This window comes from Rhizobium indicum (genome assembly GCF_005862305.2).
Lineage (GTDB): Bacteria > Pseudomonadota > Alphaproteobacteria > Rhizobiales > Rhizobiaceae > Rhizobium > Rhizobium indicum.
This window is the reverse complement of the sequence record NZ_CP054022.1, coordinates 864,892-884,315: the sequence shown is the minus strand read 5'-3', so window position 1 is coordinate 884,315 and position 19,424 is coordinate 864,892. Positions and strand designations below refer to the sequence as shown.

The following is a 19,424-nucleotide window of genomic DNA, read 5'->3' as shown; positions in this document are numbered from 1 at the left end:
CATGAAAACGCTCGGTCCAATCTATCTCATCGCTATCCTCATCTTCCTCTACACGCCCATTCTCGTGATGATGGCGATGGGGTTCAACGCTTCGCCACTTTACGAGCTGCCATTCCATTTCTCGCTGCAATGGTACGACGCGCTCTGGGACAACAGCATCCTTCTGACGGCGGGTCTGAACAGCCTGGTGATCGCGAGTATCACCGCGGTTCTGGCGACGGCTTTGGGTACCATGGCGTCCGTTGCGCTGTCGCGCCGGACCTTTCGCGGCAGAAGTCTCCTGCAACTGATGCTGCTGCCGCCGATTGCCATTCCCTGGCTGATCACCGGCACGGCCATGCTGATCTTCTTTTATTGGACCGGAATCGGGCGCGGCATGCATGCCCTGTTGATCGGCCATGTGGCACTCGCCATCCCCTACGTTGTTCTGGTCGTCGGCACGGGCTTCAAGACAATCCGCGCCGACCTTGAAGAAGCCGCAATGAGCCTTGGTTCGACACCGGTTCACGCCTTCTTCTCGGTGACGCTACCGCTGCTTTATCCGAGCATCCTTGGCGCCGCGCTCTTCGCCTTCGCCGTGTCGCTCGACCAGTTCGTGATTTCCTACTTCCTCGCAACGCCCGGATACACCACCCTGCCGGTGCAGATCTACTCCTCGATCCGCAAGGGCTTCACCCCTGAAATCAACGCGATCTCCACCGTGCTTCTGCTCGGCTCGATGACGATCATCCTGATTTTTGCGCGCTTCGCCAAGCCCGGAGACACAAGTGACAAACGTTAAAGTCAATTCCGTCGCCAAGACCTACGGCACCACACCGGTCCTGTCCGATATCACCACCGAGTTCCCTGAAGGCTCTTTCACCAGCCTTCTCGGCCCATCCGGCTCCGGCAAGACCACACTGCTGCGCATCATCGCGGGCTTTATCAAGCCCGACCAGGGCGTCGTCACGATCGGCAACAATGATGTCACCGACATTCCGGTCTGGGGCCGTAACATCGGCATGATGTTCCAGTCCTACGCGCTGTTCCCGCATATGACAATTGCCCAGAACGTCGCCTTCGGTCTCGAACGCCGGGGCATCAAGGGCGCCGCCGCCCGTAAGGAAGTCGACCGTGCGCTGGAAATGGTGCATCTGCCTGGCTTTGCCGATCGCATGCCCAAGCAGTTGTCCGGGGGCCAGCAGCAGCGCGTTGCGCTTGCCCGCGCCATGGTCATCAAGCCGAGCGTGCTGCTCCTCGACGAGCCGCTGTCGGCGCTCGATCGGCGCCTGCGCCAGGAAATGCAGGTCGAACTGTTGCGCATCCAGCGCGAAAGCGGCCTGACGACGATCTTCGTCACCCACGACCAGGAAGAGGCGCTGACGCTGTCCGATAAGGTAGCGATCCTCGACAAGGGCCGCATCGTCCAGATCGGCGAGCCGGAAACCGTCTATGAGCGACCGCTGACGCGCTTTGCCGCCGAATTCCTCGGCGACTCCAACTTCCTCACCGGCACCGTGGAGAACGGCGCCGTGCGTCTCGCCGATGGGACGGTAGTTCAGACTACCGGCACGTTGCCCGCAAGCGGTTCGAACGTCACGCTCGCCGTGCGCCCCGAGAAGATGTCGATCGCATCCGGTCCGACGGATGGCAACGGCCTGACGGCACGCATTACCACCGTCATCTACGCAGGTCCCGTGCTGTCCTATCTGCTGGAAACCGCAGACGGTGTGCCGCTGAAGCTGTTTGCACAGAACCGCGATGGCAAAGTCCTGAGCGATGGCGACACCATCACCCTGACCTGGGCCGCGGAACACACCGTCCCGGTGGCCGACTGATGATGGCACCCGCGCCACTCTCCAGGAATGCGTTGCGTGTCGTCATCGACATGCAACGCCTCTTCGCTGAGCAAACGGCGTGGCATACGCCGGCAATTGCCGGCATTCTTCCCAATGTGGTGGCGCTCAGCAAAGCGCAGCCCGCTGAGACTGTCTTTGCTCGCTTCATGGTGCCCCAAAGTGCCGAAAATGCCACGGGTCGCTGGAAGACCTACTATCGTCGCTGGTCATCCGTGACGCTGGATGAGCTCGATGTCGCCATGCTGGATCTGGTGGCGCCGCTTTCGGCGATCGCCGGTCCAGGGTCTATCGTGGACAAGGAGACCTACTCGGTCTTTGGCTCGCCCGGTTTTTTAGAGCGGCTGCAAGGATCGGCAACGGACACGCTGATTTTCTCGGGGGTCGAGACCGACGTCTGCGTCTACGCGAGCGTTCTTGATGCGGTCGACGCCGGCTACCGGGTCATCCTCGCCGAGGACGCACTGGCAAGCGGCGACTTGAAGGCGCACGCCATGGTCATCGAGATCCTGGCGCCAAGGCTTTCGGAGCAGATTGAAATTCTAACGACAGAAGCCATTCTGAAATTATGGCGAGAGTAAATTCGGCAGCGCCATTGCCGGTCACGACGATGAACAGGCAGATTTGAGAGATCCGATGGACGTTCCGTTCAAAGACAAAAGCGGCCGACAAAAGACCGCAGCGACCGAGGCGCAGAGCCAGCAGGTACAGTATACGCTTGGCGAGCAGATCGGCTTCTACCTACGCCAGGCCAACCAGCGGCACGTGGCGATCTTTGCGAGCCTGATGGCGGAAAGGCTGACCACCACCCAGTGGGCGGCGCTCGTCAGGCTGCAGGACCTGCAGCCCTGCTCGCAGGGCAACCTCGGCCGCGAGACCGCCATGGATATGGCGACCATCAAGGGCGTCGTCGACCGTCTGGTAAAACGTGGGCTGGTGCACACCGCACCCGACGCCACCGACGCGCGCCGGCTGGTGCTGACGCTGACGCCGGAAGGCGAGGCGACAGTGGCTCGCAACCTGTCGGTCGCACTGCAGATCTCGCAGGAAACGCTGAGCACGCTGACGCTTGCTGAGCGGATGATGCTGATGGAGCTCCTGCAGAAGATCTGTTGATAAGAGACCACGACTGTTTCTACAAATCGAGAGAATACCATGTTTCAGCCCAGCGAAGACGAAATCAAGTCGCTTGTCGGCCAGATGACGGTTGCCGAAAAGGTTGATCTTCTGAGCGGACGCGGGCTGTGGAAAACCGCATCGATCCCACGGCTCGGTATTCCATCGATTGTCATGACCGATGGTGCCCATGGCGTTCGCTACTCCACAACCCAGATCGACGCCGGCGACAATGACGAAGACAGCCTACGGGCGTTTCTGGCGGTTGTCGGCCAACAAGCCGATGCATCAGGCGGCATGTTCGGCGCGACACGTCCTGCAACCTGCTTTCCAAACGGCAATCTGCTTGGCTGTTCCTGGGATGTCGATCTGGCCTACCGCATGGGGGAGGCGCTGGCGGCGGAATGCCAGGAATTTGGCGTTCATCTCCTGCTTGGGCCCGGCATCAATATCCGCCGCACGCCGCTTGCCGGCCGCGCCTATGAATACTACTCCGAGGACCCCCTCATCAGCGGGAACATTGCCGCAGCCGTCATCTCGGGCCTGCAAGACAATGGCGTCGGCGCCTCGTTGAAGCATTTTGCCTGCAACAATTCCGAGATCGACCGGACAACGACCAGCTCCGATGTCGATGAACGGGCTCTTCGCGAAATCTATCTGGCGGGCTTCGAACGAGTGATCGGAAAGAGCGCGCCCTGGACGGTGATGAGCGCTTACAACCGGTTGAACGGCATCCAGGCAGCAGAAAATCAATGGTTGCTCAGCACTGTGTTGCGCGAGGAATGGGGCTATGACGGGCTGGTCGTCTCCGATTGGCACGCGATTAAGGACCGTGGTGCGGCGCTCGCTGCCGGGACTGATCTCGACATGCCGGAAAGCCAGCCACGCAAGGCCCGCCTGCGGGCGGCGATCGAGGCTGGTGATCTGGCGCCCGAGGTGGTCGATGCCGCCTGCGCTAAGGTTCTGGCGTTCGTGCGCAAATGCAAGATGCATGAGCGGCGCGACACGGTCATCGATCTCGACCGGCACCACGCTCTGTCGCGGGAGATTGCAGCGGAATCGATCGTCTTGCTGCGCAACGAAGGCAGGACATTGCCGCTTGATCCGAATAGCACCGGCCGGCTCCTCGTCGTTGGTGACGGCGCTACCATTCCCGTGATCCAAGGTTCCGGTTCGGCCACGACCAATCCCTATCGCGTCGACAGCCCCTTCGTTCAGATTGCCGCGCGGGCAGGCGCCGACTTCGAGGTGCAGCATCTGCCATTCCCCTCTGCCGCAGAGGTCAATATGCAGGCGTTGATCGAGGCGACCGTCGTGGCGGCGTCTTCTGCCGATTTCACAGTGGTGTTTGCGGAAAACGAGAAGAGCCGGCACGGCGAGGGCAACGACCGCGACACACTGAAGCTGGCCGCCACCCACGACGCCCTCCTTCATGCGCTGGCTGCATCCGGTTGCAAGGTAATCGTGGTGCTCTCGATGCCGGATGCCGTCGAAATGCCGTGGCTCGAGGATGTCGATGCCGTGCTCGCCGCGTTCTACGCCGGACAGGGCGGCGGCGAAGCCATTGCCCGCGTTCTGTTTGGCGAGCAGAACCCCTGCGGCAAACTCTCTGCCAGCATGCCCGTGCGGATGCGGGACATTCCCGGCTGGCACACCTATCCTGGTGAGCATGGGCGCCATCTCTATAGCGAGGGTGTTTTCGTCGGCTATCGCTTCTACGATCTCAAGGCAATCGCCCCGGCGTTTCCCTTCGGGCACGGTCTCAGCTACACGACCTTCAGCTATGAGAATCTCTGGATCGACATACAGGAAGTCGCTCCGGGCGTGGCCTGTACTGCGAGCGTTACTATCCGCAACACTGGATCTGTCGCGGGCAAGGAGATCATTCAACTCTACGTTCGCCCGGTGAAACCCGGCTTAAAACGGCCGATCCGTGAACTCAAAGCCTTCTGCAAACTGTATCTGGAGCCCGGCGAGGCGAAGACGGTGCCCCTTACCCTCGTTGAGCGGGACTTCCAGTACTTCGACGCCGTCCGCTCCGCATGGGTGCTGGATGCGGAGGCTTTCGTCATAGAAGTGGGTGCATCATCACGTGATATGCTTCTGGAGGCCATTCTACCATGCCGGCCGGAACGTCCAGGACTGCACGTGCTTTTGCCCAACTCTCCACCGGCGCTGATATTTGCCCATCCGAAGGCCGAGGCCGCTCTGGTTGACTTCTTTGTCGCCACGCTTTCGATCTCCAGTGCGGAAGCCAGGGCGCTTCTCGCGAAGACAAAGGGCTCTTTCCTCGGCTTTTATGACACCCTGAGCTGGTACGTCGGCGATAGCGTCAGGGAGGCGGATATCGCCCTGGTCTTCGCGAGCTTGAACGACACTTGCGTGGAAGATTCGCTGGAATGACAACTGTATCACATCCAAACGATCCGCTATTGACGGCCGAGACATGGATAGATGAAAGTCGCGCCGTTGCCATCGCAACGGTCATCGAAACCTGGGGCTCGGCTCCACGTCCTGTTGGCAGCCATCTGGTCGTCGACGCAGATGGCAATTTCGAAGGCTCGGTTTCCGGCGGCTGTGTCGAAGGTGCGGTCGTCACGGCCGCGCTCGATGTGATTGCCGGTGGCACGGCGCAGATGCTAGAGTTCGGCGTCACGGACGAGACCGCCTGGCGCCTTGGGCTGTCCTGTGGCGGGCGTATCCGCGTTTATGTCGAAAGGCTCGACTGATGCAGCTTGCCAGCCTGCAACGCCTAAACGCTGCGCGCCGCAAACGGATCGCTGCGATTCTGCTGGCTGATCTTGACAGTCATACCGAACGCATCGTTCTAGAGGGTGATCCGCTTGACGGGCCGATCGCAGATTTGATCGAAGATGCCTTTCGCTCCGGCCGCTCGATGGCGTTCGATGCAACCGAGGGCAGAGGGTTCCTGAACGTCTATTTACCTGCGCCGCGTATCGCCATTATTGGCGCCGTGCACATTGGCCAGTATCTGACGCAGATAGCAGGGCTTGCCGGTTTCGATGTGCGCATCATCGATCCGCGCACGGCCTTTGCGACTAGCGAACGCTTCCCTGGTGTGCCGCTCTTCACCGACTGGCCTGCCGATGTTTTTCTGCTCGACCCGCTCGACCGTTACACGGCCTTGGTTGCACTCACCCATGATCCGAAGATCGATGATCTTCCGCTAGCGGAGGCGTTGCGGACGGGCTGCTTCTACATCGGCGCGCTCGGTAGCAGAAAGACGCATGCTGCGAGGACCGACAGGCTTGCGTTGAAAGGTTTCACCCCCGATGCGCTTTCAGCCATTCATGCTCCGATCGGGCTCGATATCGGGGCTTCCAATCCGGCCGAGATCGCCGTGGCGATATTGGGCGAAGTCATTCAAGCACTGCGGTCGCGCCCTCTTTCGTTATCTGGGGATGGAGCACCATGAAATTCGGTCAGTTATCCGTCGACGACGCTAACGGGCGTGTGGTTGCTCATTCGCTGAGGTTGCCCGAAGGCACTTTTTCGAAAGGCCATGTTCTGAAAGACTGCGACCTCGCGCGGCTGAAGCAGGCTGAGCTTCGCCACGTAACGGATGCGCGCATGAACACGGATGATGTGGGAGAAGACCAGGCCGCCTACATGCTGGGACAATCAATCGCCACTGAAGATATAAAGTTGTCCAAGGCGACGACGGGCCGGGTCAACGTCCACTCGACCGTCAAGGGTACATTCGCGATCGACAAAGCAGCGGTCGACAGGCTCAATGCCATCGCGCCGGCGATTGCCTTCGCCTGCCTGGCCGACCACGCAGGGGTTGGCATCGGTACGATGATCGCGACCTTCAAAATCATTCCGCAAGCGGTTCATCGCTCGAAGATCGACGAGCCTGCGCATTCTGGCGGGTGAGAGTCCCGATGAAAATGATATATTCGAATGGGTGGCGGGCGCCCGATGGAGATCCAGACGCGGCCGATGCCATGTCAGACCTTGGAGTAGAAGTCGCGGTGAAGCCAATAGTGGCGATCGTACTTCTGGCTGCCGGTATGGCGACGCGCTTGGGCCCGAACGGCGGCCACAAGCTGCTGGCCGAGTTTGACGGGATCCCGCTCGTCCGCCGTTCGGCGGTGACTGCGAGCAATAGTCATGCCGAATCCGTCACTGTGGTCGTCGGCCACCGCCAGGACGACATCCGCAAGGCACTCTCCGATCTCCAATTGAACATCGTCGCAAATCGGGATTACGCGTCCGGGATGGCAAGCTCCCTGGTGATAGGCTTTGCCTCTGCCGAGGCGAATGGTGCCGACGGTGTCCTCGTCATGCTCGCGGACATGCCGGGTGTGACCAGCAGCGATCTCAACCGGTTGATTACGGCCTTTCAAGATGGCAAGGGTGCATCGATCGTTCGTGCCGTCTCGCAGGGCAAGCGCGGAAATCCCGTTATCCTGCCGCGGTCGCTGAACGATGCCGTTCTGCGGCTGAAGGGCGATGTCGGCGCCCGCTATCTGATCAAAACCTCTGGGCTGCCGGTGATTGAGGTCGAGATTGGCGACGCGGCGCAGATCGACGTCGACACGCCCGAGGCCATCATCGCGGCCGGGGGCATTCCTGCGGAAAGCTGACGCGACTCCATTTCGCGTTGGTTCTGATCTACAGCCATAGTTCCATAAATGTGGTTACGGCGCAAAAAGGCAGGCCAAGCAGAGGCTTAGCAAAAAGGTTCGGCGGTGCAGTGGTTCGAATCGTATCAAGGCGACCGTAATTCTGTCGGCGTTGTCACATATGGCGCGACCCTGGCGTCCGGCACGTTTTTACCAAGCGACTTCGTAGATCCTGGCGGCATCCGACAGCGACACCGTGCGCGGATTGTTGACCAGCAAGCGGGTCTGTTCCATCGCACTTTCCGCTAGTAGAGAAAGCCCGTCCTTGGGAATTCCGACATCGCGCAGGCGTACGGGCAGGTTCAGGCGCACAGGGATCAATGCCAGTCCTTCGATGAAACCGGAAAGCCGTTCGGCCTGACTGGCAGGCTCAAGGTGAGGAAAGAGACAAGGTGCCAGTTCCGCATAGGCATCACCACACGCGATCGCATTGAAGCGCAGCACATGCGGTAAAACAAGACTGTTGGAAAGGCCGTGCGGAACGTGATAGCGGCCACCGATCGGATAGGCGAGAGCATGGACGGCAGCGACCGGCGAATTGGCAAAGGCCTGACCCGCCAGCATTGCGCCGAGCAGCATCGCCTGTCGGGCGGCCAGATCGCTTCCGTTCATGACCGCGATCTCGATATTCGCCCCGAGAAGCCGAAGAGCCTCCTTGGCAAGAGCACGGGAAACCGGATTGTTGTTTGCGCTCGCGGAGGTGAAAGCCTCGATGGCGTGCACCATGGCGTCAATCCCCGTTGCAGCGGTCACGGCCGGTGGAAGGCCGATGGTCAGCTCCGCGTCGAGAAAGGCCGTATCAGGTAGCAGGACCTGCGATACGACGCCCTTTTTCTGGTATGCGCCCGTGGTGACGATGGAAATCGGTGTGACTTCTGATCCGGTGCCTGCCGTTGTCGGCACGAGCACCAGCGGCAAGCGCTGCCCGGTCACGTTTCCAACCCCGTAGATATTGCCGAGCGCTTCTCCGCTTTTGGCCAGAAGAGCCACGAGTTTCGCGACATCGAGCGACGAGCCGCCGCCGATGCCCAATACACCGGTCGCGCCAAACTCGATCGCCCGCGCCACAGCCGCGTGAATAATGGCTTCCGGCGGATCAGCCACAACGCCTGTAAAGATGGATGTTTCAGCGCCACCTGCCGAAAGGCTCGCCAGGGCCGGCTGCACCAGCCCCGCCTTGACGACCCCATCGTCCGAAATCACCAGAACACGCGGCCCAAGCCGCGTTTTCGTCAGCTCTGAAAGTCTGGCGATGCAGCCTGGCCCCGCGATGATCTGCGGGACGGTTGCGAATGTGAATGTGGACATCTGCCTGTCTCTCACTGATGCCATTTGACCAGCGGCTGATAGTGATGCGGCTGGCGCATGACAACAAGATCCTTTCGCCGGACGATGTTCGTCGGATACGGCGTATCGAGATTGGTGGTGTCGACGGCTGCCGCCGCAATCCCGTCCTCGTCCAGGATTGCCGATTCCTGGCGTGGAAAGGCAAAGGAATCCGGCCCGAACACAGCACTCTTGCCCAGGTATCCCCGCGCTGCATCCAGCACATTGGCGAAGGCGAAATAAACGTTGTTCTCGCCACCGCGCACGCGCAACGCATGCCAGTGGTAGGGATCGGCGCCCTTGGGGATCGGATAGTTATGCGGAATTTTCGTGCCGTTGTGGCTGCCGGTGAAAGTGCCGGCTATGGCTGATGGGCAAGCGACCACGTCGCATCCCATGAGCGCGAGCGAACGGATGGCTTCCGGATAGAGCGCGTCGTGGCCGACCGCCAGGCCGACGCGGCCGATGGCAAGATCGTAGACTTTCCATTCGTCGCCGGCCGTCGCCCAGCTGTCGGCAATGCCGAGATGCGTCTTGCGGTAGCTGCCCACAAGACCCTCGGGGCCTGCAAGGACCGCGCTGTTATAGACCTTGTCTCCGTCCGCCTCGGCAAATCCGGCGACAAGATAGAAACCAAGCTTCATTGCCAGACGAACGAAGGCGGATACCGTCGGGCCTGAGAGCGGCTCCGCCCGCGTTTCAGGGGCCCCTAGTCCGGTCAGCGACAGCTCGGGGAAAACCAGAATGTCCGGCGCTGTCGTCGCCTTCGCCTCGGCTGCCAGTTGAGTGATGCGGGCAATATTGTCTGCGATGACAGAGGACGGGGCGAACTGGGCGACAGCGGCGCGCGATGTGCGTCCGCGCGGTATCGGCTGGTATCCGTAGAGACGGAAGTAATCGCCCGGGTTCCAGGTGAAGCTGTTGGTCATCATGTTCATGTAGAGTTCGGGCCGGCGAGACTCGAAAACCGGTTCGCACAGGACCTCGCGGCGGCGAGCAAGAGCGAGATCGATAGTGCCATAGGCGATCCCGTCGCCCGTATCGATGGAGGCGGCGACCGTGCCGTCGGGATCGATCACGCAGCTTCCGCCGGAAAACTGCACGGTTCTCTCCAACCCCCAACGGTTGCTTTCGATGACATAGCAGGCGTTTTCAAAGGCGCGGTTGATCCAATAGGGTGCCGGCGTGCGCTCCTGCAGCCAGTTGGAGATATGGCAGATGATGTCGGCTCCCGCGAGAGCCTCCAGGCGCGCCGTCTCGAAGAAGTGCAGATCCATGCAGACCAGCATCGAGATCCGGCCGATCTCTGTTTCGAATACCTCATGGACGATGTCGCCGTTGGCAGCCCATTTCGGCTCCGCGATATAGGGATGCGATTTGCGATGCCGGCCAACGACGCCGTCTGGACCGATCAGGACGGCGGTATTGTAGTAAAGATCACTTGCCGGGTCGACTTCCGGCATGCCAACGACGATATAGCAGCGGTGTTTGCTGGCAATGGCCTGGAAAACATCCGTGGTCGCTCCGGGGATAGTCTCGACGAACGGTTTCACCTCGGCCCTGTCGAACCAGCAATAGCCGGTCGTGCCCATTTCGGGCGTGACGATCAGGCGCGCACCTGCCTCCGCTGCCTCTTCGCAAAGGGTTGCCAGCCGGCTGATATTGCGCGCCTTTTCGAACATGGTCGGTTCGAATTGGATGGTGGCCGCGGTATAGCTTTGTGTCGATGTCATTGTTGTTCCCATTGTCTCTATGAAAGGATATCGGTCTGTTTCAGACAGCCATATGCCGGTGAACAAGCGCGTCGGAGAGCCTGTCGATGGCGCCGGCCGCGACCACGCCTCCCTTCTCCAGCATTGCGAACTGGTGAGAGGCGTGCCGCGCAAATGCGACGTTTTGCTCGACGAGGATGATCGTCATGCCGATCTCGCGATTGAGCCGGATGATGATCTTTTCGATCTCCTCGACGATGGAGGGTTGGATACCTTCGTTCGGTTCATCGAGAAGTAGCACTTTCGGATCTGCGGCCAGCGCGCGGGCGATGGCGAGCTGCTGCTGCTGGCCGCCCGAAAGCACGCCGCCCGGCCGATCGAGATTGGCCATCAGGTATGGAAAAAGCTCTGGCACCAGCGCAGGAATCTCGCGTTTGCCATCGGTGCGGGCAAAGGCGCCCATCAGGATGTTCTCGCGGATAGTAAAATCGGGAATGATCTCCCTGCCCTGAGGGACGTAGGCAATACCGGCCCTTGCCCTTTCATGCGTTGGGGATGCGGCCATGTCCTTTCCCTGCAGACGCATCTCGCCAGTCATGCGGTCTGTCAGTGCCATCAGGGTTTTCAACAGGGTCGTCTTGCCAGTGCCGTTGCGGCCGAGAATGCTTGTCACCTTGCCGGCCGGAACATCGAGCGTGATGCCGTGCAGGATATGGCTGCGGCCGTAAAAGCTGTGCACGTCTTTCAACGACAGCATCAGGATATTCCTTTCGAACCGAGATAGGCTTCACGGACTTTCGGATTGCGCTCGATATCTTCGACGCTTCCTTCCGCCAGAACCTCTCCGAGATGGAGAACGGTGATGCGCTCGGCGATTTCGCGGACGAACCCCATGTCGTGTTCGACAACGAGAATCGTATGGCGACCTTTGAGATTGTTGATGATCTGCGCCGTCTTGCGGGTTTCAGCCTGGGTCATGCCGGCTGTCGGCTCGTCGAGCAGAACCACCTTGGGATCCTGAACGATGAGCATGCCGAGCTCCAGCCACTGCGTCTGGCCGTGGCTCAAATAGGCGGCCGTCATGCCGTGCTCGGCATCGAGGCCGATGAGTGCCAGAACGTCGTTCACTCGGCTCGCCTCGGCGCGCGAAAAGCCGAAGCGAAGATTGGCAAGCACCGAAGGGTTGCGGCAATTGGCGACCTCCAGATTCTGTCGCACGGTAAGCTCGCGAAAGACGCTGGGGATCTGGAATTTCCGGCCTATGCCGGCGCGTGCGATGCGGTGTTCGGGCCAGTTGGTGATGTCGGTGTCGTAGACGAACACCTTGCCCTGCGTGCTGTGGGTCTTGCCGCTGACCAGATCCATCAAGGTCGTCTTACCCGCGCCGTTTGCGCCAAGCAGCACACGCAACTCGCCGTCGAAGACGGTGATGCTGACATTGTTGACGGCTCGGAAACCGCCGAAGTCGACGCTAAGACCGTCGATGGTCAATGCGATGGCGCTCATATCACAATGCCTCGCTTTGCTGCGGCAATGCCGGAAACGCCTTGCCTGGTTTGCGCCGACGGACGAACCATCGCAGCACATCATGCGCAACGCCGCCAAGGCCGCGCGGCATGAACAGAACGACCAGCACGAAGATGAGACCGATGATCGCCTTCCATGCCTCGACCAGCGCTTCGGTCTCGCTGACCTCCGCCTCGATCATGTTGATCAGGATCGCGCCGACGCAGGCGCCAAGCAGGGAGGAGCGGCCGCCGACGGCAGCCCAGACCACCATCGTCACGGAGAAGGACAGATCCATGAAGGTCGGAGAGGCGAACTCCGCGACGACCACGTAGAGCATGCCGGCAACGCCGGCGATTCCCGCCGAAATGACAAAGAAGAACACCTGGTAGAGCGAGACGTCGAAGCCGAGATACCGGGCACGCACATGATCGTCGCGGATCGCCTGCAGGATCATGCCCGCGCGGGTTTCAACGATGAGGCGGGCACCGATGAGCGTCAGCGACAGGCATGCGGCACACAGATAATAGGTCGCCCGGCTATAGGGATCGAATTCGATGCCACCGATCGTCAGCCAACCAAGATCCGTCAGGCCGTTGAAGCCGTTTGTCACCGGTTGCGCATCGACCATGACGAGACGGACAAGCAGAACGAGCGCCAGCGTGATGATCGAGACGAAAACGCCGGAAATGCGCTTGCGGAAAACCAGCATGCCGAGTGCTCCGGCAATCACCACCGGAAGCACGATGCCGAGCACGAGACCCACCGACTGGCTTTGAAACGGAAGCCAGAGGAAGGAGCCCTTATTGATGCAGCAAAGCTCCGTCGGCGCGCCGGGCTCGGCATTCCAGAGCATGAAGTCAGGAACCGGTTTGTCGGAGCCCTGTTGGAGACTGGTCAGGCTCGACAGCTTCAGCGACATGGCCAGCATGTATGCGCCGAGACCGAAAAATAGCCCCTGGCCGAGATTGAGAATACCGGCATATCCCCATGTGAGGGCGATGGCGACGCCCAGCATGCCGTAGACCAGGTATTTCGAAATGCGGTTCAGCCAGAATTCGTCGCCAAAAACGGGCGCTGCAAAAATCACCGCGATGAAGAGCACATAGGCGGCGACCTGGAATTTCCGTTCGATGCTCATGTCAGCGCCCCTTGAACGAGAACAGCCCGCTGGGCTTGACGAGAATGACGAGAATGACGACCCCGAACACGACGGCACGTGCCAGGATGTCGTTCGTACCGATGGCGACCAGCGCATTGATTTCGCCAAGCAGCCCTGACGACAGGATGGTGCCGAAAAGGCTGCCGACCCCGCCGGTGACGACGACCATGAAGCCGTCGACGACCATCGTCGTGCCCATGTCGGGAAAGACCGTCTTGAAGCCGGACATCATGACGCCGGCGACGCCGGCAAGGCCGGAACCGAAAGCAAATGTCATGGCGTTGACGCGTTTCACGTCGATTCCGCAGGCTGCGGCCATATTCGGGTTCCGGATGATGGCGCGAACCTGCATGCCGCCCGCCGTCCGGTAGAGAATGAACCATGTCGCCAGTGTCAGCGCGGCGGTAACGGCGATGATGAAGGTGCGGTAGGCGTTGATGTCAGCGCCGGCAAGCCTGAACGTGCCCTGCAGGTAGGCAGGCACCGCGACGTTCTGCAGGCCGGCCCCAAGACCTTCGACATGAATGCCGAAAAAGGACAGGCCGAATTCGAGGCGCACGGCCTGCTGCAGGAGGATGGCGATCCCCCAGGTGGCGAGAAGCGTGTCCAGCAGACGGCCATAAAGCCGCCGGACGACCAGCCGCTCGATCAGCAGACCGAGCAGGGCCGTCACGACGAAGGCCAGCGGGATGGCGAGCAGAAGGCTTGCCTTCAGCCAGATGCCGGAGAGGACGGCGACATAGGCGCCGATCATGACCATCTCTCCATGAGCCATGTTGATGACGCCCATGGCGCCGTAGGTGATGGCAAGGCCGAGCGCCACCAAAAGAAGGATCGAGCCGAGACTGAGGCCGATAAACAGAATGTCGAGCATAGCGCCACCGTTCGTGAGAAGGCCGGGCCGAACTCTCCTGCGCCTTCCCATCCTGACGGCAGGATGACAGCTCGCGGAGGAAGAGAGGGCCGGCCTTCGAGACATGATCCCGCCATCCATGGATGGCGGGACGACGCGGGGAGGGGTCAGCCCTTGAGCTTTGCGGCGTCGAGACCGTTGCTGGTGCAGAACAGATTGCTCTCCGTCTCGCCATAGGCCGAATAGGGCAGAGGCTTGATCGGCGCCGGGTAGGCATTCACCACCTTGCTCTGACCGTCCGCCTGCCATTGCCCGATGCGCGGCGTCAGCCAGCAATGCAGGTTGTCGGGGTCGGTGGTCACCTTGCCGCCGGGTGCTTCGTAGGTTTGGCCGCGAATGCCGGCCCTGATCGCGTCAGCCGAAAGATCGCCGGACTTTTCGACGGCCTGCTTCCACAGAAAGACCTGGAAATAGGCTGCTTCGAGAGAATGGTAGGTGACGGCTTTCGGATCGTTGACGAAGGTCCTGAAGCGGTCGATGAAGCTCTTGTTCGCCGGCGTGTCGATCGACATGAAATAGGGGAAGGAGGTGTAGCTTCCGGCCGCATATTCGGCGCCCATCGCGGCGATTTCGATTTCGGAGGTGACCGTCGCGCAGATCGGCAGAACCTCCTGCGAGAGCCCTTGGTTCTTGAACTCTCGGTAGAAGGCGATGATGGAGTCGCCGACCACGTTGGACAGAACCACGTCGGCGCCCGACTCCTTGATCTTGCTGACCATGACGGCCCATTCCGAATGGCCGAGTTCCAGATATTCATCCGCCACCCATTCGGCGCCGGCCGCCTCGATCAGCTTCTTGGAAACCTTGGCCATTTCGCGCGGATAGACATAGTTCGAGCCGACGATGAAGAATTTCTTCTTGCCCAGTTTCTCGACGATCCAGGGAATGTAGTTGGCGAGCTGCTGGTTCGGAACGGCGCCGGAATAGACGACGTTGCGCGAGCACTCGAAGCCTTCGTAATGCGTCTGGTAGAATAGCATCGCGCCGCGTCGCTCGAAGATCGGCAGCACGGCCTTGCGGCTGGCCGATGTGTGGCAGCCGAACACGGTCGAAATTTTGTCCTTGAGGATCAGTTTCGAAGCCTTCTCGCTGAAGGTTTTCGGATCGGAAGCACCGTCTTCGACGACCACCTCGACTGGGCGACCGAGAACACCGCCGGTCGCGTTGATTTCGGCCACGGCCATCATGACGCCGTTTGCCAGAAGCTTCTCGGCAACGGAAAGCCCGCCCGTCTGCGAGTAGAGAGCGCCGACCTTGATGGCATCGGCTGCGAAGGCGCGGCTGCCCAGAGCCGGCAGGGCGAGTGCGGCAGAAGCGGTCGCTGCGGTTTTCAGAAATTCTCGTCTGTTGAACACCATCTTGGTTCCCCTTTTTTGATTGGCGCGCACGGCGGCACGGCCCGCCGAACGGCAAGGCTTTCATGCCGGAAATGAGTAGAGAACTGACGTCACTGTCAGCAGACAACAAAAAACCCGCGAGGCTTGTCACAGCCTGCGGGCACCCTTGCCATCACCGCATCACGGCTGCGCCGCGTGCAACAGCGGCACATGGCTTCGTCAAACGAAGGGATGTGCCGGAGGTGTTTTGTTGGAAACACGTGAAAAACTAATCATGTTTTTGGGACGGGCGCAAGAGCTGTTCGGCGTTGATAATCGAATTGGCGATTTCATCGATCGGCACGCGCCGAGCCATCGCCTGGTCGCGCATTTCGCGATACGCCTCATTCTCGCTTGTGCCGCGATTGGCCATCAGAATGGCTTTGGCCCGGGCAAGTTTCTGGTCTCCCAGTACCTTGCGCTTGTATTTGCGTGCTTCCTTGACGAGCTTTTGCCGCTCCAGCCAGAGGTTGCGGGCGATGGCGAGATTGGTCAGCAGACCAAAGGGTTTGATCGGTCTTTCGACAATGGCGAGCGCGCCGCTTTCCAGAACGATCTGCAAGGTCGAGGGGTTTTCGTACCCGACGATGGCGAGCATGGTCGGAGCAGGATTGGGGAAAGACTTCAGCAGGCGTTCGATTTCCGGTCGCGCCTCATCTTCCATCGCGAGGAAGACGACATCTGTGCCGTGCGGCAACTCGGCAGGCACCGGCCAAAGGCAACTGACCGTACAACCGATACGGCGCAGGTGATCGACGAGAAACTCTCCTTCGGATGTCCGGGGGTGGATGACCAGAACCTTGAGGTCCCGTAAATCTCTGAGAAGGGCGAAAGACATCGTCGCTCCCTCTCAAACCTGAACACGATGCGGGAAAGTCTGCGTCAAGTCCGGGCGATATTCTCGCATGAACGGGTCTGGCGCCACCCGGAGCGACGGATCGTAGACGATGTCGTAGCCGCCCTGGGGGTTCACCCTTGCCACTCTTGGCCACAGATGCGTGTGGTTTGTCGTCCGGTCTATCTTCACCGCACCCTGCGGTGCATCGTACTCGACATCATAGAGAGCCGGCAGAAGCTGCTCAAGTCCGTCGCCACCGGCGCGCTGCAAAGCCGCCGCATAGAGATAAACCTGGAAATAAGCCGCTTCAGCCGGTGCGGTCGGAAGCATCTGCAGGCCGTATCGCTGTTGGTAAGCCGAGACGAAAGCGCGGGCGCGGGGCGTATCCAGAGAGGCGAAGAAGGGGGCTGCGGTGATATGCCCCTCGGCCACATCCGGCCGCATACGGATCACGTCCGCCTCGCTGGTCGATTGGCTCGCGATCGGCATTGTCGCCGCATCGAACCCGGCCTGCTTGAACGCCGTGTAGAAGGGAATGATACCGTCGCCGACAATCGTCGAATAAATGACATCCGGCTGTACCGCGCGAATGTGCCGGATGATCTTGGCAACGTCCTCGGTTTTGAGGTTCAGGGGAACATACATCTCGTCCAGGACCTGTCCGCCCAGCTGAAGAAACAGGTCGCTGATCGTCCGGTTGGATTCATAAGGATAGACGTAGTTCGAACCCACCAGGAAAACCCGCTTTCCATAGTGCTCGGTCAGGAAGTCGACGAGCTGGACGGAGTTCTGGTTGGGGGCAGCACCTGTATAGATGCAGTGACGGGAGTATTCGAATCCCTCGTAGAGCGTCGGGTAAAACAGCAGTGCATCACGGGCCTCGATGACGGGCAGAACAGCTTTGCGGGTGCTCGACATATGGCAACCGAAAACGACCCGGACCCGATCTTCGTCGCAAAGCTTGACTGCAAGTTCCTTGTAGAGATTGGGCGTCGATTGCGGATCGTACACGACGGGCTCGATCGTCCTGCCGAGCACGCCGCCGGCCGCGTTGATTTCGTCGATCGCCAGCAAGGTCGCGGCCCTCTGGGTTGTTTCCACGGCTCCCGTCACACCCGTTTCGGAGAACAGCACACCGACCCGCCAACTTTCTGAATGCATCATCGCCCACCAAAAAATAAAAAAGCTCCCGCCCGTTTCCGGTCGAGAGCTACCCTGCTCATGGAATATCAGCGGCTCATTGAAGCCAGCCGATCCATGATGTCAGTTTCCGTGTCCGGTGACAATAGCGGAACGAAAGGCCGTGCATGGTTATCGGCTTGCATCCTCAAGGACCATCGCAGCACCTTTCATCGCGATCATCGCCGTCGGCGTATTGGTATTGCCAGAGGTGATCGTCGGCATGATCGACGCATCGATCACGCGAAGACCCGCTACCCCGTGGAGGCGCAGGCGTGCATCGACGACGGACAGCGGATCGTCCGCGCGACCCATCTTCGCGGTCCCGACCGGATGGAAGATGGTGGTGCCGATATCGCCGGCGGCCTTCGCAAGCGATGCGTCGTCGTCGCCGACGGCAATGCCCGGCAGAACTTCCTCCGGCTGGTACGGTCTCAGCGCGGGCTGTGCCATCAGCCGCCGCGTCGCGCGGATAGCGTCCGCTGCCACCCGCCTGTCTTCCGCTGTCGTCAGATAGCGCGGGGCGATGAGCGGCGGTGCGTGGGGATCGGCTGAGCGCAGCCGCACCTCGCCGCGCGACGTTGGCCTCAGATTGCAGGCGCTGACGGTGATCGCGGGAAAACGATGCAACGGTTCGCCGAACCTGTCCAAAGACAGGGGCTGGACGTGAAACTGGATGTTGGCGCGATCGTGCGACCGATCAGAGCGCATGAACAGACCGAGTTGGGACGGCGCCATGGTTAGCGGTCCACGGCGACGCAGGGCGTAGTCGATCCCCATCAGGCCACGGCGCAGAAGCGAGTGATAGGTTTCATTAAGCGTACGGGCGCCGCTGATCCTGTAGACGGCGCGTTGCTGCAGATGATCCTGGAGATTGCGCCCGACGCCGGGCCGCGCGAGAGCCGGTTCGATGCCCGCGGCAGCAAGCCATTCAGCCGGCCCGATGCCCGACCGGTGCAATAGCTGGACGGAGCCGATGGCGCCGGCACTCAGCACGACTTCGCCTCTTGCCGTCGCCGTTCTTAAGACGCCGTCGCGGATATAGCGCACCCCCGTTGCCCGACCGTCTTCGATGACCAGCCTGTCCACCAGAACGCCTGTTTCAAGCCGCAGGTTCGCCCGCGCTAAGACCGGCTTCAGAAAACCCCTTGCCGAAGACCACCGACGACCACGTTTCTGATTGACGTGAAAATAGCCGGATCCTTCATTGTCACCCGTGTTGAAATCCGCGATCTTGGCGACTCCGAGTTCCGCTGCAGCCTCCCGAACGGCGTCGAGGATCGGCCAGGAAAGACGCGGGGCCTCGACGCGCCAGCCGCCGCCTATGCCATGATGCGCGCTTTCCCCCATAAAGTGATCTTCCATCTGCCGGAAATGGGGCAGAACGTCCTGCCAGCCCCAGCCCGCAAGACCAAGGCTCGCCCATCCATCATAGTCCGCCGCCTGACCACGCATGGCGATCATTGCGTTGATCGCGGAGGAGCCGCCGATGACTTTGCCGCGCGGGTAGGACAGCGAACGGCCGTTCAGGCCGGCTTCGGCCTCCGTCTTGAACATCCAGTCGGAGCGGGGATTGCCGATGGTGAAAAGATAACCGACGGGAATATGAAACCAGATCCAGTTGTCCTTGCTGCCGGCCTCAAGGAGCAGCACGCGGTTCCTTGGGCTTTCAGACAGCCTGTTCGCAAGGATACACCCTGCCGTCCCTGCCCCCACGACAATGTAATCATAATCCCCCTCCATCGCTTTTCTCCGCCTTACGATCGATATCCAAAACGGGTTTATCGGCGACGCCACTGAAGACAAGGCGCG

At 60.5% G+C, this 19,424-nt stretch carries 19 protein-coding genes; 9 read left to right on the top strand and 10 right to left on the bottom strand.

What is annotated here, in order from left to right:
- The first annotated feature begins 1 nt into the window (after position 1).
- The 9 genes from FFM53_RS28460 to FFM53_RS28420 all read left to right on the top strand — a co-directional run bounded on the left by FFM53_RS28460 (position 2) and on the right by FFM53_RS28420 (position 7,561).
- Complete coding sequence (locus tag FFM53_RS28460) at positions 2–781, top strand: ABC transporter permease (RefSeq protein ID WP_003554934.1); 780 nt, start codon at positions 2–4, stop codon at positions 779–781.
- Positions 768–1,817, top strand: coding sequence for an ABC transporter ATP-binding protein (locus FFM53_RS28455; protein WP_138390762.1), 1,050 nt, complete (start codon positions 768–770; stop codon positions 1,815–1,817). Before FFM53_RS28460 ends, FFM53_RS28455 begins: the two co-directional genes overlap by 14 nt.
- On the top strand, positions 1,817–2,416 hold the full coding sequence (locus FFM53_RS28450; RefSeq protein WP_138390763.1) for a cysteine hydrolase family protein: 600 nt from the start codon (positions 1,817–1,819) through the stop codon (positions 2,414–2,416). Before FFM53_RS28455 ends, FFM53_RS28450 begins: the two co-directional genes overlap by 1 nt.
- Before the next feature lie 55 nt (positions 2,417–2,471).
- The gene (locus FFM53_RS28445) at positions 2,472–2,951 is read left to right on the top strand and encodes a MarR family winged helix-turn-helix transcriptional regulator (protein ID WP_138390764.1); all 480 of its coding nucleotides are present in this window, start codon (positions 2,472–2,474) and stop codon (positions 2,949–2,951) included.
- 39 nt (positions 2,952–2,990) lie between these two features.
- The gene (locus FFM53_RS28440; protein WP_138390765.1) at positions 2,991–5,354 is read left to right on the top strand and encodes a beta-glucosidase family protein; all 2,364 of its coding nucleotides are present in this window, start codon (positions 2,991–2,993) and stop codon (positions 5,352–5,354) included.
- Entirely contained in the window at positions 5,351–5,680 is a 330-nt protein-coding gene (locus FFM53_RS28435) for an XdhC family protein (RefSeq protein ID WP_138390766.1), read from the top strand. The genes FFM53_RS28440 and FFM53_RS28435 overlap by 4 nt, the downstream gene beginning before the upstream one ends.
- Positions 5,680–6,387 (top strand): XdhC family protein, encoded by a 708-nt coding sequence (locus tag FFM53_RS28430; protein WP_138390767.1) that lies wholly within the window; start codon positions 5,680–5,682, stop codon positions 6,385–6,387. Before FFM53_RS28435 ends, FFM53_RS28430 begins: the two co-directional genes overlap by 1 nt.
- Complete coding sequence (locus FFM53_RS28425; protein ID WP_138390768.1) at positions 6,384–6,848, top strand: molybdopterin-binding domain-containing protein; 465 nt, start codon at positions 6,384–6,386, stop codon at positions 6,846–6,848. The genes FFM53_RS28430 and FFM53_RS28425 overlap by 4 nt, the downstream gene beginning before the upstream one ends.
- Positions 6,849–6,997: 149 nt before the next feature.
- Complete coding sequence (locus FFM53_RS28420) at positions 6,998–7,561, top strand: nucleotidyltransferase family protein (RefSeq protein ID WP_246413243.1); 564 nt, start codon at positions 6,998–7,000, stop codon at positions 7,559–7,561.
- A 189-nt stretch (positions 7,562–7,750) separates the two neighbouring features.
- On the opposite strand, the gene FFM53_RS28415 is transcribed toward FFM53_RS28420, so the two are convergent.
- From FFM53_RS28415 to FFM53_RS28370, 10 genes are all read right to left on the bottom strand, one after another.
- Positions 7,751–8,908, bottom strand: coding sequence for an iron-containing alcohol dehydrogenase (locus FFM53_RS28415; RefSeq protein WP_138331139.1), 1,158 nt, complete (start codon positions 8,906–8,908; stop codon positions 7,751–7,753).
- An 11-nt stretch (positions 8,909–8,919) separates the two neighbouring features.
- The gene (locus tag FFM53_RS28410; RefSeq protein ID WP_173863035.1) at positions 8,920–10,671 is read right to left on the bottom strand and encodes a nitrilase-related carbon-nitrogen hydrolase; all 1,752 of its coding nucleotides are present in this window, start codon (positions 10,669–10,671) and stop codon (positions 8,920–8,922) included.
- A 28-nt stretch (positions 10,672–10,699) separates the two neighbouring features.
- The gene (urtE, locus tag FFM53_RS28405; protein ID WP_138331141.1) at positions 10,700–11,395 is read right to left on the bottom strand and encodes an urea ABC transporter ATP-binding subunit UrtE; all 696 of its coding nucleotides are present in this window, start codon (positions 11,393–11,395) and stop codon (positions 10,700–10,702) included.
- A complete protein-coding gene (gene urtD, locus FFM53_RS28400; RefSeq protein WP_138390769.1) occupies positions 11,395–12,144 on the bottom strand; it encodes an urea ABC transporter ATP-binding protein UrtD in 750 nt (249 codons plus the stop codon). Before urtD ends, urtE begins: the two co-directional genes overlap by 1 nt.
- A 1-nt stretch (position 12,145) precedes the next feature.
- Entirely contained in the window at positions 12,146–13,285 is a 1,140-nt protein-coding gene (gene urtC, locus FFM53_RS28395; RefSeq protein WP_138331143.1) for an urea ABC transporter permease subunit UrtC, read from the bottom strand.
- Between the two features lies 1 nt (position 13,286).
- Positions 13,287–14,180 (bottom strand): urea ABC transporter permease subunit UrtB, encoded by an 894-nt coding sequence (urtB, locus tag FFM53_RS28390; RefSeq protein WP_138331144.1) that lies wholly within the window; start codon positions 14,178–14,180, stop codon positions 13,287–13,289.
- 146 nt (positions 14,181–14,326) lie between these two features.
- Entirely contained in the window at positions 14,327–15,577 is a 1,251-nt protein-coding gene (locus FFM53_RS28385) for a transporter substrate-binding domain-containing protein (RefSeq protein ID WP_138331145.1), read from the bottom strand.
- A 247-nt stretch (positions 15,578–15,824) separates the two neighbouring features.
- On the bottom strand, positions 15,825–16,433 hold the full coding sequence (locus FFM53_RS28380; protein WP_072641334.1) for an ANTAR domain-containing response regulator: 609 nt from the start codon (positions 16,431–16,433) through the stop codon (positions 15,825–15,827).
- A 12-nt stretch (positions 16,434–16,445) separates the two neighbouring features.
- The gene (locus FFM53_RS28375; protein ID WP_138390770.1) at positions 16,446–17,597 is read right to left on the bottom strand and encodes a transporter substrate-binding domain-containing protein; all 1,152 of its coding nucleotides are present in this window, start codon (positions 17,595–17,597) and stop codon (positions 16,446–16,448) included.
- 147 nt (positions 17,598–17,744) lie between these two features.
- Positions 17,745–19,355 carry a GMC family oxidoreductase gene (locus FFM53_RS28370; RefSeq protein ID WP_138390771.1) on the bottom strand — a complete coding sequence of 537 codons (1,611 nt, stop codon included), beginning with the start codon at positions 19,353–19,355 and terminating at the stop codon, positions 17,745–17,747.
- Positions 19,356–19,424: the final 69 nt, after the last annotated feature.